Below are 13,332 nucleotides of genomic sequence, written 5' to 3'. Positions count from 1 at the left end.
GATAGGACGGCTTGCCTCGCCGCGGTGCGGCGAGGCAACAGTCTTACGAGCTCTACTGCATGACCGCTGCGAACCGCATCCACTTGGTGATCGAGTCGATCGGCGAGTTGTCCGGCATCTTGAGAGGGCTCTGATTGGGCGTGAACCCACGCGAAAGAGCCGAGTCCGGATCCGCAAGCAGCACGCCCACGAAGGTCGACGCCACGAGACAGCTCCCGACTTCGCCCAATCGATTTCCGCCTGCAGCCTCGGCTTCAGCCAGAACGTAGAACCAGAGCGGTGTACGTTCGTGGAAACGCGATGCGGTGCCGGCGAGGAAGTTCTTCAGATCGGGCTTCGCGGCGAACAGCGCTGAGACATCCTGGATCGGCGAGGACTGCACCGCGCCAATTTGGTTGAGATGCTTGTGTAAAGCCTGACCCGTCGGGAGCCTGAGATTGTAGCCCCGACGAAGGTTCCTCCTTGCCAGGTTCTTGAACAACTCCTTGAGCTGTTGGTCGGCCTGGTCCTCCCCCTCCTTGAACAGCGTATGCAATGGCGGAGCAAGCTCCGTATCGATCCTCCTGGCAAGACGGGCCGGCTCCCCATCGCCCGCATCATGGGGATCGGCTCCGGTAAAGCGCGTCCAGTCGATTATCCAGTTCTTGGGCAGCTTCTTCGCGTCATCCAGCCTGCCGCCGCCGCCGGTGAATTCGAAAAGCAACCTCAAGGTGGCGCGCGGTAGAAAACCTGTGCCCGGCCGCCCAAAGTTCTTGTTGTAGTCATAGAAGGTTCTGACCATGGAATGACCGAACCGATAGGCTGCGGTGGAGAACTCCAACGGCAGAGCATTGCCGAGCCGGGTATTCTGCCTCCGGGCATCGAACTCGGCTCTGAATTTGAAGAAATGAGATGCCCGATCGTTGACGACGCGGTCCACCACAACCGGATCGCAAACGCCCTTGAGATATCCTTCGACAATCAACCATTGGTAATGAAGTCTTGTCAGAGCCTGCGCCGAGCTGAAATCGGCGATCCAGCCCGTGTCATGCGATGCAAGATAGTCGACGGCCTTGTTATGGAACCGGAGAAAGCTCAGATGGAACTGCGCGACGACGAGATTTTCATCGTTGCGATTGTCCCCGATTATCGCCCGCTGGGGCAAGGTATCAGAGAATTTCTGAAACGCCTCGGGAGTCATCGCGGCCTGAGCCAGACGTAAAGCCGCCTCCCGGACAGACGACTGGACCTGGCCGTAGCGAGGGAGGTCGCGATGTTCGTCGAGGTTGTCGGGAAGTGGCCCCGGATCGACGGCTGTCCCGACACGCATTTTGTTTGTCAGCGTGGGGTGGCGAAGGCCGGAGATCACTTTGACAACATCCGCATCTATCCCCTCGCCGACGGCAGATCCGCCGTAGACACTATCCAGATCGAAACGGGGCGAGCGAGCATTTCTGAACTGGCTCTCCACTGTCGACGAGGCGACAGGCGGGTGTGCGTTGACCATGCTCGAGATCGCTCCTTCGCGATCAGTTCGGGCCGTCAGCTCGTGATCCAGGAATTGTCCCCAATATGTGAAGACAGGCGGGAGCGTGGAATCTTCCGTCGGATCCTCGCTCGTCGGCGTCGCGACAACATCGATCATCATTTCGCCGAGCTCATCGAGCTCCCCAAGCGTTTCCGCCGTGTTGGGAAGGTAATTCTCTGGCGCATCTAATGGCGGTACGAAATATCCGAAGTCAGCTTCTTCATCGACCGCGACGTCACCCGTCGCTGGCCGCCCGGCCCGAACGCTCGGCCCTGGAACTGCGCGCTCTTTCTCCGCACCCCCGTGCGATTGAAAAACGATTGCCATTGGCAACACCCTCCGTTTTCCAGCCCGCGGGATAATTCATACACCTAGAACGCGAAGTCAACTAATCATATTGGGCTATTATTCATCTTAAAGTTGGTAAATTACCGGTAAAGCTCAGTCGATGTCTGTGCGGTTTCAGCGCACTCGTTTTTTGCGCATCGTATTCCCTGCCCCGCGGTTGGCGCCTCGTTGTAAGAGGTGCCATTGCCGGTATCGCTGGCGCTTTTCGCCGCAAGTCCGTTATTGCAAGGCAGTATCGATAATCGGACAGAGCCACCTCAGGCACAAAAATAGCGAGGAAATACAATGGGGAGGAGATGTAGAAGTATAGGCTACCTGAAAAGCAATGAAACGCCGGCGAACGACCGCTAGAATTTTCATTTGCTAACTCAACAATAAGATGTATATTTGCCGCCGAGATTTCCGGCCAGGGGAAGTACATCCCGAAATCGACCTACAAGGTACAATTTATTATGCTTGCTTGCCGAATGCTCCAGTTTTCGGTTGGCGAAGCTTTGAGTTCTGGCGGCAAGTCAGCGGAAAAACATCTGGTCAATCCGCATCGATCCACCAGCAGCTCCGCCGCTGTCCCGAACCCGAGTTTCGGCTCGATTAACGGGGTATGCCGCGCCAAGCTTGCGGCTTTTGTATTGCTTTAAAACCGTGAAAGATGGGGAGAGTTGGTATCATGGCGAAATCAACGCGAGGCAGGGTCAACGCACAAGGCGACGGCACATCGGGTCTTGGCATGGTGGTGCGATTTACACCCAAAGCAAGGAGCGAGGGTGTACAGCAACTCGAAAAAGGCGGCTTCCGTGTCGCATCGTCCAAAGATTTTCGCAGCGCCGTGGCGGTGCCAAATGATTTCGACGGCGCTGATGTTCAGTACTTCGAACGTTTCGGAATCGCAATTGTGCGCCGGGATGGCGAAAGACTGAAACCCATGTTGCAAAATGCCATGCAGCGGAAGGTCGTCAGCGCGGCACGGCCAGAGCGATCCTATCGCGCTCTCGGCGGCCCGCAGACGAAGCGGCTAGACCTCGCACAGGCAACGGTGGGCGGCGTTGCAACCTCTTTGGACCGTGACTACCTGCTCGGCTATCGTGACGCTGTGAACGAACTGGTCGATCGCTTATTGGGCAAAAAGGGGGCAGAGGGGCTTGTGGCCCGGGCTGCCTTTGACGAGACCAGCAACACTTGGGGCCTGCAGGCTGTCAGGGCTATCGAAAGTGACCTGAGCGGGGCCGGCATCAAGGTAGCAGTACTGGATACCGGATTTGACGAAACTCATCAGGATTTTGTCGGCCGTTCCGTCACCAAGAAGCTCTTTGCAACACGTAGTTCCGAAGGGGATGTTCACGGTCACGGAACGCATTGTATCGGGACGGCATGCGGTCCATTGCGACCGACCAGCGGCCCACGTTACGGCGTTGCCTATGAGGCGGAAATCTACGCTGGAAAGGTGCTGGGCGACGACGGCTTCGGCACCGACCGGTCGATCATTGCCGGCATGGAATGGGCGCTGGATGAAGGTTGCCATGTTATTTCGATGTCGCTAGGCGCTGCAACGCAAATTGGAGATGCGCCGAGTGACGACTACGAGCAAATTGGGCAGGTATGTTTAGACGCGGGAACTTTAGTTGTTGCTGCCGCTGGGAACGAAAGCTCTCGTCCTCAACAGATTGAGCCAGTTGGTTCTCCTGCGAACGCGTCCACGATCCTCGGAGTTGGCGCCGTGGATCGCTCCGTCGCGCCGGCGTCGTTCTCATGCGGCGGTTTGAATCCTGGTCAGGAAGTGGACATTGCCGCTCCTGGCGTCGATATATTTTCGAGCTTGCCCGATGATAAGTATGACCGATGGGATGGCACCAGCATGGCGACCCCACATGTTGCCGGCGTTGCCGCTCTTATTGCTCAGTCTGATCCGAAGTTTCGCGGATGGGCGCTGTGGGCGCGCTTGATTCAGCTTACAAAGCCTCTATCTTCCCCTGCTAGGGATGTTGGCAAGGGCCTGCTCCAGGCAAGAGGATGCGGCGAGGTATGACGACCGATAAGATTGAAGTTACCATTCGGATCGACAAAAACGAGGCCCGCAGTTTGGGAGAGGTCGTCGGCGACTTGAAGTCGCAAGGCCTTGAACAGGTGCAAAGCCACGAGCGCTTCATGATTGTCAACGGTACTGTCAATCCTGACGCGCTCGATGCGCTTCGCGCGGTAAAGGGAGTCGCTTCAGTTCGGCAAGATGCCGCATACAAGACTCAAGCGAACTGATCATGCAGGCGGCACGGCCTATGCACAGGCGCTGAGCCGCAGGTCGTCAGTGACAAGCAGAGAAGAGTGCGGGTTTTCAACATATTCCCCCTCACTTCGGCGTGGCCGAACTTCGATTGACGAAGTCCACCATGACGCCTGGCTTGACCATGCCAGCCAGCTCTTCGACATCCCAATTCGTGAGCCGTACACAGCCATGCGATCCCACCTTGTCGATAAGCTTCGGCTCCGGTGTGCCATGTATCCCATAGGTCGGCTCGGTCAGGTCGATCCAGACCGTACCAACAGGACCGTTCGGCCCTTTCGGGATCGTCAGAACCTTATCGTTCTTTCCCTGTTTGAAGTTGCGCTTCGGATCATATCGATAGGCCGGCATTCTCGCGACGCCCTTGACCTTGTGCTTGCCTGACGGCGCCGGATTGTCTTCGCTTCCGATCGTTGCGGGATAGACCGCAAGCAACGATCCATCTGCGGCATAGGCGAGCACCTGCCCCGTCTTCCTGTCAGCCTCGATCCTCTTGACCTTTCCGTCCCTTGGAGGACCTGGGTTCACCACCCACACCGTGTCGCCAGGAGCAAACTGCGAAGCCGGATTGAGCCCATGCACGAGATCGATACCCATGTGGAACCGCTCGGACAGTTTCTCGGCAACGCTCGTATATCCCAAGCTTTGCATCTTTGCCTTCTCGCCATAGTCTTCAGGGATCTTGTCAACGAGACCCGCGGCATCCTCTGCCGAGACGACATAGCTCTCAACGATCGGGGCATTGCCTTCCAGGCGGGAGGCGACCTCTGGATCGAGCCTCCCATCGACAGGAAGATTGTTCATCGCCTCGAAGCCGGCCACGGCCTTGTCGACGTTTTCGCCCGAAAGGCCATCGATCACGCCGGGAGATGAGCCTGCACGGTCGAGCAGGACTTGAAGGCGAACGATCGCCGGGTCTGGATCTCCCGGCCCAGATTTCTCAGTCCCGATGGACGCAATCGACGCGGTATTGATTTCTTCGGGTCGGAGTTCCCGCGCGGCGGCACCGCCAACGGAGAAGGCCAGAGCAAGCAGCGACATCGGCAGGGCTGTTTTCATGGACGACAAATGGCCGGCGGCGCAACTTGTTCCAGTGCGAACAGAGCCGGGCGGGTGTTCACGATGATTTCAATGTCCAGCCTCAACAAATTCAGTACAACGGCCATTCGATCCGAAGGAGCTCGTGAATGCCGCGCGAGAGCGTCAATGACCTGATGGCCTTTCTGGCGGTCGCCCGAGAGAAGAACTTTACGCGAGCGGCTGCGAAGCTGGGCGTGTCTCAATCGGCGCTCAGCCATGTCGTCCGCCAGCTCGAAACGCGGCTCGGAATTCGGCTGCTGACCCGTACCACGCGGGCCGTTTCGCTCACCGACGCCGGAGAGCGGTTGTTCCAAGGCGTGGGGCCTCATTTCGACGAGATCGAGGCGCAACTTGAAACCCTCACCGAATTCAGGGAAAAGCCAGCCGGGAACCTCCGCATCACGGCATCCGACCATGCGATCAACTGGATCATCTGGCCGAAGCTCCAGCGTTTCCTGCCCAACAACCCTGACATCAAGGTGGAGCTGATACGCGAAAATGGGCTGTCTGACATCGTGACCGAGCGCTTCGACGGCGGCGTCCGGATGGGGGAGCAGGTGGCGAAAGACATGATCTCGACACGCATCGGGCCTGATTTCCCTTTTGCCGTCGTTGGCGCACCCTCATATTTCGAGGTCAAGGGGGTTCCGGAGCATCCGCAGGACCTCGTCCGCCACAACTGCATCAACGAGCGCCTGCCCACATATGGCGGCTTCTGGGCATGGGAGTTCGAAGATAACGGGAAAGAGATCAGGATCAGGGTCGAGGGACAGCTAGCCTTCAATAACTCCTATCAGAGTGTGGAAGCGGCGCTGGACGGACTTGGCCTGGCATACGTACCGGAAGACGTCGCGCTACCTCATATCGCGGAAGGCCGCCTGAGACGCGTGCTGGAAGCCTTTTCGCCACACTGGGATGGCTACCATCTCTACTATCCCAGCAGAAGGCAGTCCTCTCCGGCTTTCGTGGCACTCGTCGACGCCCTGCGCCATCGAGCATGATAGCCATCTTCCTTTTCTTGGGCGCCCTTTGAGTAGGGAACGCTGACGCGCAGGGATCGCTTTCTTGGGGCGCTAAATTGGCCGCCTCTCGGTGACCCACTCAATGAATTATCTTTGACCGCTTCTCCGCATGCGAAATTCCATCGAGCGTCGCCATAAGCTTTTCGAATTCGGTCAAGACTCGATTGAACTCGGCGTCCTGCATGGCGGCGATTTCCGATATCGTCGAGGACACGGACTCAATCAGCGTGTCGATCCAAACGCAGCGCTCGGCCGGGACATGGCCGAGGACCTGCTGCCTATGCGTCTTCAGCTCGCGCAGGATGCGAACGATAAGAGCGCCACGGTCCGCCCTGCTCAAGAACGGAAGCCTTATCTGCGCCTGCTGGATTTCCATTATCAGCGTCGTCGCCATCCCCGATCTCCGACGTTCGAATGCAACCCGTTATCACAACCACAGCGTTTGGAACATGGACTTTGGTCTGAGTGACCGTATCGGTGCGGTTCAGTACTCTCTTCGCCGCCACAGCCGATCGATCAATCGCTCGTTGCGACGAGATCTGAAGTGTCGCAGCTGCGCCTTGGTCCTTCCCATGGTTGATAAGTATTGTCCTCCGGACGATACGACTTGTAGCGAGCAGCGCACCGAGCCGCCGCCTGTGCATTCACCTTGGTGGTGACGCCCTCATCGGCTTCGGCGACGATCTTCTGGAACGGCGAAGAGCACTCGCGGATCCCGCCGCTATAGGATCGATAGCTATTGGTCGCAGGGTCGAAGGAACGGTAGCGTTGCGCGCACCAAGCAAGGTGCTCGGCAGAAAGCTTTGGCTGCGGTGTCTGGAGTTCGGCTGTTGACGGGCGATCGGGAACCGGCTTCACACTTGACGTCGTGATAGCAGGCGCCTCGGTGACGTAGCTGGAGTAGAGAGGCGGAATTCGCTCGTAGTGCTGCTGCCGGATATCGACTTTCACCGGTGTCGTCGTCCACAGATCGCGCGACGTCAGGTCTTTAAAGGCATGAGGTTCTGAGTCCGCGACGACGTAGGATGCGACAGATGCGGCAGCCATGCAGGCCCCGACCGAGCTCAAGATTCCAAAGACGACGGATGCGATGGCTTTCATTGTCCTGACCCCTGTTGTTGAGCCTGCGGGACCCAGACGCGGGCGGCGGTGCTATCATGTCGGCCGCCGATGGCGACAAGCACGGCGACAATGCCGGCGATCGCCAGCAGGATGGCGATCAGCGGCACGGCCAGACCTGCGGATTTCTCTTCGGAATAGATCATGTTCCCTCTCCTCGGCCCCGGCGGCGACGGTCGCCGCCGGGCACCGGCCGTTATGCCGAGATGATGTAGACGATCGTGAATGCAGAGGGATCGACGATGACGATCCGGCCGTCCGCGAGGAGGAAGAAGCGGTAGGCCTTGTACTGCGGTACGATCTCCACGATCCGCGGCGGCAGCGGCTCGAGCCTGATCTTCTTCGGAATGGTCGTGCCGACCGAGACCGTGAAGTCCACCTCCCGCACCGGCTCGACCTGAACTTCCTTCACTACCTGGCGGATTTCCGTCTGTTGCTCGACGGAGATGTTCACATTGGTCGTGTTGTTCGTCTCGGTCTTCGTGGTGTTCTGAGTGTTGCTGTCGACGGATGTGTTGTTGGTCTTGCTGTCCGACTGGGTCTCAGTCGAGCCGCTGGAAGACTTCGCGTCGCCGGATTTCTGGCTCTCGCCGGAGCCGGTCGATGTGCCGGTGTCCTGGCTGCCGGCAGGCTTTTGGCTTTCCGTCGAGGACTGCCCCGACTTGGAAGACTTCGAAGCATCCGGGCTTCCGCCGGAGGTGTCCGTGCCTGCGGCACCGGTTTCGCTCGAGCTTCCGGACTGCGTCTTGGCACCGGGCTGAGTTGTCGTCTGACCCGAGGAGCCATCCGTGGAGGTTCCGGTCGACGCCCCCGACGAGTTTCCGTCGGAGCCGGAAGGTTGCTGCTGCGCATCCTGGCTACTCGATGCTCCTGCGCCACCCGAGGAGGTGGCGCCCCCCGCATGCGGTTGCTGGGTCGCACCACCGCTGGACTGGTTGTTTTCGGCAGCACCCTTCTTGGGAAGGATCGGTGCATCCTGCGCGGAGGCGGCCATGGTACCGACCGGCGAAACGCCGATCGAGAGTGCCGTCATCAGCACTGCGAGTGTCTTGGTCTTCATAACAATCTCTCTGCTTTTTGGCCGCACGACGGCGCTTCCGTCTGTCGTGCGGCGGTTCTCAGGTTTTAAGATGATTTCCGGAGCAATGACGCGGCAGTGGCTGCGTCGCATCAGGTCACTTGATGACCTGGATCACCTTGCGGGACGACGGTTCGACGATGACACGTTCATCATTGACGACCGCATAAGCATAGGTCGGGTCATCCGGAATAGGCGTCACGACGACCGTCTCCGGCAGGGGCTGGCCGACGACAATCTTCTCCTTCACGACCACGCGCGCCGATGGTGCTGGAGCCTCGCGGACATAGGTGACGACCTTTTGCGGCGGCGGATCGATCGCCGTGCCAACAACGGCGCCGGCAACGCCACCGACAGCAGCACCGACTGGGCCACCGACGATCGCACCGGTAACCGCACCACCCGCCGCACCATTAACGGTCGAGGACTGGGCGAATGCGACGCCCGACATGAGGGTCGCGGCAGTGGCCGCACCGACGATAAGCTTGGAGAGCATTTTCTCCTCCTTCTGTTTCGAGGCGGCCTTCTTGACCGCTGGCAAACCAACTAGCTGGAGGCAGGGTCGTTCCACGCCCCGGACCTCAGTCCGATGGGGCCTGGCCTTTGGTCCTAAAACCCATTTCAATATCGGTCGCCGGCGCTAATTGCCGATCGAAGGCCCTGTCGTCGCGGGCATAGAGGAGACTGAAGGAGATGGCACGATCCAACCGTCAGGAGGCGGGACGCAGGCGCCTGGCGATGCGCCTGCCGCAGTTGCGCAAGCTGATCATGGAAACCCGCGACCCGTGGCAGCTCGAGCTCTTCGAAGCCTACCAGATGGCCGTCGAGGCGCGCGACGCAGTTCGACGGCAACGGTTCAATCCGAACCTGGTGCGGGAATATGAAGAGACCTGCTCGGAGATAGAACGGCACGTCATCCGAGCCATGCGCGAGCCTTCCTACGCGCAACGCACAAGCTGACCCCGGTGAGCAGTCATATCTCGGCGGGGAACGTCTGGACATTCAATATGGAGGAACCGCATGATTGCCGCCGTACGCTGACGAGAATTATGACACACGGCCGACGACGACCAACGCACTCATGCCGCCGCACGGACGCACTCCGTGGCGCGATTCCAGTTGCTCTGCCACTTCGTCGACGATCTCCAGAATGCGCCCCGGCGCCCGCTTTTCGATCTCTCCCCTGAGCGGAGTGCCTTGACAGAAGGCTGCAGCGACGTCGTGCGCGGCCGCGACGGAGGTCAACTCGATCCGATCGCAGGAAACCGAATCAAATCCTGCCGAAGACATATGCGCCTTGATCGTATGGGGGTCGAAATAGGAGTATGGCAGCCGACTTAGAAAGTCCGGCGGATCGGACCGAAAAAGGCCTGTCAGGCATTCGTCCACATATCTTGCGAAATCGTTAGCAGAAAGCGAATCCCAGGTCGCAAACAGGAAACGACCGCCGCTCCGCAACACTCTTGCAGCCTCGCCATAGGCCTTCAGCTTATCTGCAAAGAACATCACCCCGAACTGGCAGACGACGAGATCGAACATCGACGGCGCGAAGGGGAGATTTTGCGCGTCGGCGTTCATCCAGTGAGTCCGCGACATCGTCAGCGATGGTGCGCCGACGTCTATCATCGCCTGGCTGAGGTCGGTGGCAACGAGTTCCGTTGCATGATCGAGTGTCGCCCGCAAAGCGCGTGTCAAGGCGCCGGTCCCCGCAGCAACCTCGAGAACGCTGCCCGGTTTCAATCGTTCGGCGACGATCGCCATCTCCGACGCATAAGGCTCGAAAAGTATGGGCACGAGAAAGGCCTCGTAAAAGCCGGCAACGTCTTCCTCGAACGGCGCGGGAAAAACGGCAGATGCGGAGCTGATGCCGCCTTCGATATCTGCGGAAATCGTCACGTACAAGCCTCCAAACCTTGGTCTGTCGATCGTGAAATATGACTGAGTCCGTTGATGTCTATGGGCGCCAGACCTTGGTCCCAGCCCTGTCCGACCGAAGTCCCTGGAGTGGAACGGGCACCGGTATCGCTCCGTTTCGAAGGAGACCAAGGAGATCCGACATGCCCCAGAGTCCTAGATCCCGAGTGAATGACGCCTGCAACGCGTCTGTTTTCGCACTTGTTATCGTTCTGGCTGCCCTTCTCTACGTCTTCGGCGCGGTCATGTCCGGCGATACCGTCGGGTTGACCCAGAGCATAAGAGGCGCCGAGGTGTTCGACACGAGGAATTTGCCCTGATGCTGTTTGGAAAACTCTGAAGACGCGGTAGGTTATTCGGGCTGTCTCTTACCGGTATCAACATGAATTGGCTTCGCCGCTGGAATGCCCGCTCACTCGCCTCCCAGTTCTTCATCGCGGGTGGGCTCATTTCGATTGCCGCCATGTTCGTGGTGGGCCTTTTCGTGAGCCACCTCATCGAGGAAACCGTCATCCACAATTCGGGAGCGGCAACGGCGCTTTATGTGGACAGCGTGATCGCACCGCTTCTTCCCGATATGCAAACAGAATCACTGCTTGATGAAGCGAGTGCTCAGGCTCTGGACGAGACGCTCGGTCAGGGTGCACTCGGCAAACGCCTTGTTTCGTTCAAGCTGTGGCGAAGCGACGGCACCATCCTCTATTCGAACGAGAAGGAGCTGGTGGGCAAGACGTTTGCCGTCAGCGACAAACTGCAGAGGGCATTCGCAGGGTCTCTCGTCGCGCGCTACGAAATCGCCAGCGATCCGGAAAGCGATAGGGAGCGCGCGCTCGGCAAGCCGCTGATGGAGATCTATAACCCGGTGCTCCAGCCATGGTCCGGACAGGCGGTCGCCGTCCTTGAGTTCTACGAGTCAGCGGAAGGACTGGGCGATAGTCTGGCGCGTGCCAGGCTCCGGAGCTGGGGCGCCGTCGCCGCCCTCACGGCGACCTTTTTCCTTGTTCTCTCCGTTCTGGTGTTCCGGGGTAGCCGCACGATCGAGGCGCAGCGCAAGGATCTCAAAGAACGGGTCACCGAACTCTCTGCGCTGCTTGCGGAAAACCGCGGACTTCAGCGGCGCCTGCAGCGCGCCTCCCAGCGTGCGGCGGCGCTGAACGAAACATATCTGCGCAGCATCGGTGCCGATCTGCATGACGGTCCGGCCCAGCACATCGCCTATGCCTCATTGCGCCTGGACAGCGACGTGTTGATCAATGCGTCCACCCAGCCCGAAGCGCGTGAGAAGGAGCTTGCCTGGATACGCTCGAGCCTTGCCGAAGCGATGACGGAGATCCGCAATATCTGCAGCGGACTGGTGCTTCCACACATCGAAAAATCCTCGATCACCGAGATTGTCACGCGGGTCGTCGAAGCGCATCAACATAAGACCGAAACACCTGTCGAAACTGTTATCGACGAGGATGGACCGGAACTTCCCCCCGCCGTGAAGATCTGTATCTATCGCTTCGTTCAGGAAGCCTTGAACAACGCCTATCGCCACGGCGGCGGAGTTCAGCAGGCTGTCAGGGCTGTCTCGCACAAGGGTCATGTCCGTGTCGAGGTCAGCGATCACGGCGACGGCTTCGATCCGACCGAGGTGAGGCCAACGAGCCTTGGCCTCGTGGGGTTGCGCGAGCGCGTCGACAGCCTGGGAGGCTCCTTCGACATCAAGACAGGCGAAGGAGGAACGACAGTGACCATGATCTTCGAGCCAATGGAAGTGGGAGAGTAGGAATGACATCAATCACCATCGGCGTCGTGGATGATCATCCGCTTTTTCGCGAGGGTGTAACGCGCAGCCTCTCCGAGATCAGCGGCTTTATCGTCGTTGGCGAGGGGGCCAGCAGCGATGACGCCGCGATGATCGCCTCGGACAACCACCCCGACATCATGCTCCTCGACGTCTCGATGCCCGGCGGCGGACTGTCGGCGATCAGTGACGTCCTGGCGCGTAGCCCCACAACGAAAGTGCTGATGTTGACGGTATCCGAGGAGGTAGACACTTTACTGGGAGCTCTGCAACGGGGCGCGATGGGCTATGTTCTCAAAGGTGTTGGTTCACGTGGCCTGGCCGAAGCGATCCAAACCGTTTTGCGCGGCTCGCGATATATCTCGCCGACCATGTCGGCGAAAGTCATGGAAAATTCCTTGAATGGCGGAACCTCCGACAAAAGCAGCCTGACGCCACGGGAACGCGAGGTGATGGATCTTGTCGCACAGGGCCTGTCAAACAAGCATATCGGCTTGCGTCTCAACCTGCAGGAAAAGACTGTGAAGCACCATATGACCCAAATCCTGAGCAAGCTCGGCGCCTCAAACCGGACCGAGGCGGCTCTACAGTGGCGCGAACGGCGCTGAGACGGATTATCACCCGCCTATCAGGCGTCAGCGAAGAAAGCGGCTCATCCGGCGGGCATCGTTTGCCGTTGCTTGTCGACTGATGATCGTCCGGCCCTTCGAGTCCTTCATAACGTAGCGACCGCGTTGCAGGGTTTCAGTGATGCCGTTCGAATGGCGGACGTCGATGGAGCCATCGGACGCTGCTGTCGCTCTCGCGCCCGATCTTGCTGACGATCCTGTGCTAGAGGAAGACGATCCTCCACCACCGGCGGAATTTCCACCATTGCCGTTCCCGGAACCGCTATTGCCGCTGCCGCCACCGTTGCCATTCCCTCCCCCGTTGCCATTACCGCCGCCGTTGCCATTCCCTCCACCATTACCGTTGCCATTCCCGTTGTTGCCGTCCTTTGCCTGCGCAAAGTCCGCCGCCAGAACAGGAAGGGAACCGCCGAAATTCAAACTGACTGGTGATGCAGCAGCGATGAGAGCGACGGCCGCACTGCCGCCCAATCTCAGAAAATCGCGTTTCCGGATACTCATGCCATAGCCTCGTTCGTCCGTTCGTTGCCGCTTCCCATGCAATACGACGTATGAGACTTTTCGCTGTTCC

16 protein-coding genes are annotated in these 13,332 nt (G+C 59.1%); 7 read left to right on the top strand and 9 right to left on the bottom strand.

Features of this window, described 5'->3' with window-relative positions; translation table 11 throughout:
- Positions 1-52 precede the first annotated feature (52 nt).
- Positions 53-1,834: a peroxidase family protein gene (locus RlegSU303_RS07855; protein ID WP_231283617.1), complete on the bottom strand. Its 1,782-nt coding sequence runs from the start codon at positions 1,832-1,834 to the stop codon at positions 53-55.
- A gap of 688 nt (positions 1,835-2,522) precedes the next feature.
- Between RlegSU303_RS07855 and RlegSU303_RS07850 the strand changes: the two genes are divergently transcribed.
- Both RlegSU303_RS07850 and RlegSU303_RS07845 read left to right on the top strand, forming a co-directional pair.
- Positions 2,523-3,878: a S8 family peptidase gene (locus RlegSU303_RS07850; protein ID WP_017960087.1), complete on the top strand. Its 1,356-nt coding sequence runs from the start codon at positions 2,523-2,525 to the stop codon at positions 3,876-3,878.
- Entirely contained in the window at positions 3,875-4,105 is a 231-nt protein-coding gene (locus tag RlegSU303_RS07845) for a hypothetical protein (protein ID WP_017960086.1), read from the top strand. The genes RlegSU303_RS07850 and RlegSU303_RS07845 overlap by 4 nt, the downstream gene beginning before the upstream one ends.
- 91 nt (positions 4,106-4,196) lie before the next feature.
- On the opposite strand, the gene RlegSU303_RS07840 is transcribed toward RlegSU303_RS07845, so the two are convergent.
- Positions 4,197-5,198: a L,D-transpeptidase family protein gene (locus RlegSU303_RS07840; protein ID WP_017960085.1), complete on the bottom strand. Its 1,002-nt coding sequence runs from the start codon at positions 5,196-5,198 to the stop codon at positions 4,197-4,199.
- Positions 5,199-5,317: 119 nt separating this feature from the next.
- Between RlegSU303_RS07840 and RlegSU303_RS07835 the strand changes: the two genes are divergently transcribed.
- On the top strand, positions 5,318-6,211 hold the full coding sequence (locus RlegSU303_RS07835) for a LysR family transcriptional regulator (RefSeq protein WP_017960084.1): 894 nt from the start codon (positions 5,318-5,320) through the stop codon (positions 6,209-6,211).
- Between the two features lie 100 nt (positions 6,212-6,311).
- Here RlegSU303_RS07835 and RlegSU303_RS07830 read toward each other — a convergent pair whose 3' ends face one another.
- The 5 genes from RlegSU303_RS07830 to RlegSU303_RS07810 form a co-directional block, all read right to left on the bottom strand.
- Positions 6,312-6,626 carry a hypothetical protein gene (locus RlegSU303_RS07830; RefSeq protein WP_017960083.1) on the bottom strand — a complete coding sequence of 105 codons (315 nt, stop codon included), beginning with the start codon at positions 6,624-6,626 and terminating at the stop codon, positions 6,312-6,314.
- Between the two features lie 122 nt (positions 6,627-6,748).
- Entirely contained in the window at positions 6,749-7,333 is a 585-nt protein-coding gene (locus tag RlegSU303_RS07825) for a BA14K family protein (protein ID WP_017960082.1), read from the bottom strand.
- Positions 7,330-7,497, bottom strand: a complete 168-nt coding sequence (locus RlegSU303_RS07820; RefSeq protein ID WP_017960081.1) for a hypothetical protein — start codon at positions 7,495-7,497, stop codon at positions 7,330-7,332. The genes RlegSU303_RS07825 and RlegSU303_RS07820 overlap by 4 nt, the downstream gene beginning before the upstream one ends.
- Before the next feature lie 50 nt (positions 7,498-7,547).
- Positions 7,548-8,411: a DUF1236 domain-containing protein gene (locus RlegSU303_RS07815; protein WP_017960080.1), complete on the bottom strand. Its 864-nt coding sequence runs from the start codon at positions 8,409-8,411 to the stop codon at positions 7,548-7,550.
- 115 nt (positions 8,412-8,526) lie between these two features.
- The gene (locus RlegSU303_RS07810) at positions 8,527-8,925 is read right to left on the bottom strand and encodes a DUF1236 domain-containing protein (RefSeq protein ID WP_026158641.1); all 399 of its coding nucleotides are present in this window, start codon (positions 8,923-8,925) and stop codon (positions 8,527-8,529) included.
- A 197-nt stretch (positions 8,926-9,122) separates the two neighbouring features.
- Here RlegSU303_RS07810 and RlegSU303_RS07805 point away from each other — a divergent pair, with 197 nt between their 5' ends.
- Positions 9,123-9,389, top strand: coding sequence for a hypothetical protein (locus tag RlegSU303_RS07805; protein WP_017960078.1), 267 nt, complete (start codon positions 9,123-9,125; stop codon positions 9,387-9,389).
- A gap of 87 nt (positions 9,390-9,476) precedes the next feature.
- On the opposite strand, the gene RlegSU303_RS07800 is transcribed toward RlegSU303_RS07805, so the two are convergent.
- Entirely contained in the window at positions 9,477-10,325 is an 849-nt protein-coding gene (locus tag RlegSU303_RS07800) for a class I SAM-dependent methyltransferase (protein WP_131629483.1), read from the bottom strand.
- Between the two features lie 161 nt (positions 10,326-10,486).
- Here RlegSU303_RS07800 and RlegSU303_RS07795 point away from each other — a divergent pair, with 161 nt between their 5' ends.
- From RlegSU303_RS07795 to RlegSU303_RS07785, 3 genes are all read left to right on the top strand, one after another.
- Positions 10,487-10,663 (top strand): hypothetical protein, encoded by a 177-nt coding sequence (locus RlegSU303_RS07795; protein ID WP_017960076.1) that lies wholly within the window; start codon positions 10,487-10,489, stop codon positions 10,661-10,663.
- 62 nt (positions 10,664-10,725) lie between these two features.
- Complete coding sequence (locus tag RlegSU303_RS07790) at positions 10,726-12,114, top strand: sensor histidine kinase (RefSeq protein WP_017960075.1); 1,389 nt, start codon at positions 10,726-10,728, stop codon at positions 12,112-12,114.
- A 2-nt stretch (positions 12,115-12,116) separates the two neighbouring features.
- Positions 12,117-12,740 (top strand): response regulator, encoded by a 624-nt coding sequence (locus RlegSU303_RS07785; RefSeq protein ID WP_017960074.1) that lies wholly within the window; start codon positions 12,117-12,119, stop codon positions 12,738-12,740.
- Positions 12,741-12,767: 27 nt separating this feature from the next.
- Here the strand turns inward: RlegSU303_RS07785 and RlegSU303_RS07780 are convergent, their stop codons facing one another.
- Entirely contained in the window at positions 12,768-13,262 is a 495-nt protein-coding gene (locus RlegSU303_RS07780) for a hypothetical protein (RefSeq protein ID WP_017960073.1), read from the bottom strand.
- Positions 13,263-13,332: the final 70 nt, after the last annotated feature.

This window comes from Rhizobium sp. SU303, from assembly GCF_021052345.1.
GTDB classification, from domain to species: Bacteria; Pseudomonadota; Alphaproteobacteria; order Rhizobiales; family Rhizobiaceae; genus Rhizobium; species Rhizobium laguerreae.
The sequence above is the reverse complement of the archived record's forward strand: the minus strand, read 5'-3'. Positions and strand labels throughout refer to the sequence as shown.

Bases quoted from the DNA above. Each gene is read 5' to 3' on its own strand.
- RlegSU303_RS07810 (WP_026158641.1), bottom strand. From the start codon at position 8,925: ATGCTCTCCAAGCTTATCGTCGGTGCGGCCACTGCCGCGACCCTCATG.
- RlegSU303_RS07785 (WP_017960074.1), top strand. From the start codon at position 12,117: ATGACATCAATCACCATCGGCGTCGTGGATGATCATCCGCTTTTTCGC.
- RlegSU303_RS07780 (WP_017960073.1), bottom strand. From the start codon at position 13,262: ATGAGTATCCGGAAACGCGATTTTCTGAGATTGGGCGGCAGTGCGGCC.
- RlegSU303_RS07820 (WP_017960081.1), bottom strand. From the start codon at position 7,497: ATGATCTATTCCGAAGAGAAATCCGCAGGTCTGGCCGTGCCGCTGATC.
- RlegSU303_RS07790 (WP_017960075.1), top strand. From the start codon at position 10,726: ATGAATTGGCTTCGCCGCTGGAATGCCCGCTCACTCGCCTCCCAGTTC.
- RlegSU303_RS07795 (WP_017960076.1), top strand. From the start codon at position 10,487: ATGCCCCAGAGTCCTAGATCCCGAGTGAATGACGCCTGCAACGCGTCT.
- RlegSU303_RS07845 (WP_017960086.1), top strand. From the start codon at position 3,875: ATGACGACCGATAAGATTGAAGTTACCATTCGGATCGACAAAAACGAG.
- RlegSU303_RS07805 (WP_017960078.1), top strand. From the start codon at position 9,123: ATGGCACGATCCAACCGTCAGGAGGCGGGACGCAGGCGCCTGGCGATG.
- RlegSU303_RS07825 (WP_017960082.1), bottom strand. From the start codon at position 7,333: ATGAAAGCCATCGCATCCGTCGTCTTTGGAATCTTGAGCTCGGTCGGG.
- RlegSU303_RS07850 (WP_017960087.1), top strand. From the start codon at position 2,523: ATGGCGAAATCAACGCGAGGCAGGGTCAACGCACAAGGCGACGGCACA.
- RlegSU303_RS07830 (WP_017960083.1), bottom strand. From the start codon at position 6,626: ATGGCGACGACGCTGATAATGGAAATCCAGCAGGCGCAGATAAGGCTT.
- RlegSU303_RS07835 (WP_017960084.1), top strand. From the start codon at position 5,318: ATGCCGCGCGAGAGCGTCAATGACCTGATGGCCTTTCTGGCGGTCGCC.
- RlegSU303_RS07855 (WP_231283617.1), bottom strand. From the start codon at position 1,834: ATGGCAATCGTTTTTCAATCGCACGGGGGTGCGGAGAAAGAGCGCGCA.
- RlegSU303_RS07815 (WP_017960080.1), bottom strand. From the start codon at position 8,411: ATGAAGACCAAGACACTCGCAGTGCTGATGACGGCACTCTCGATCGGC.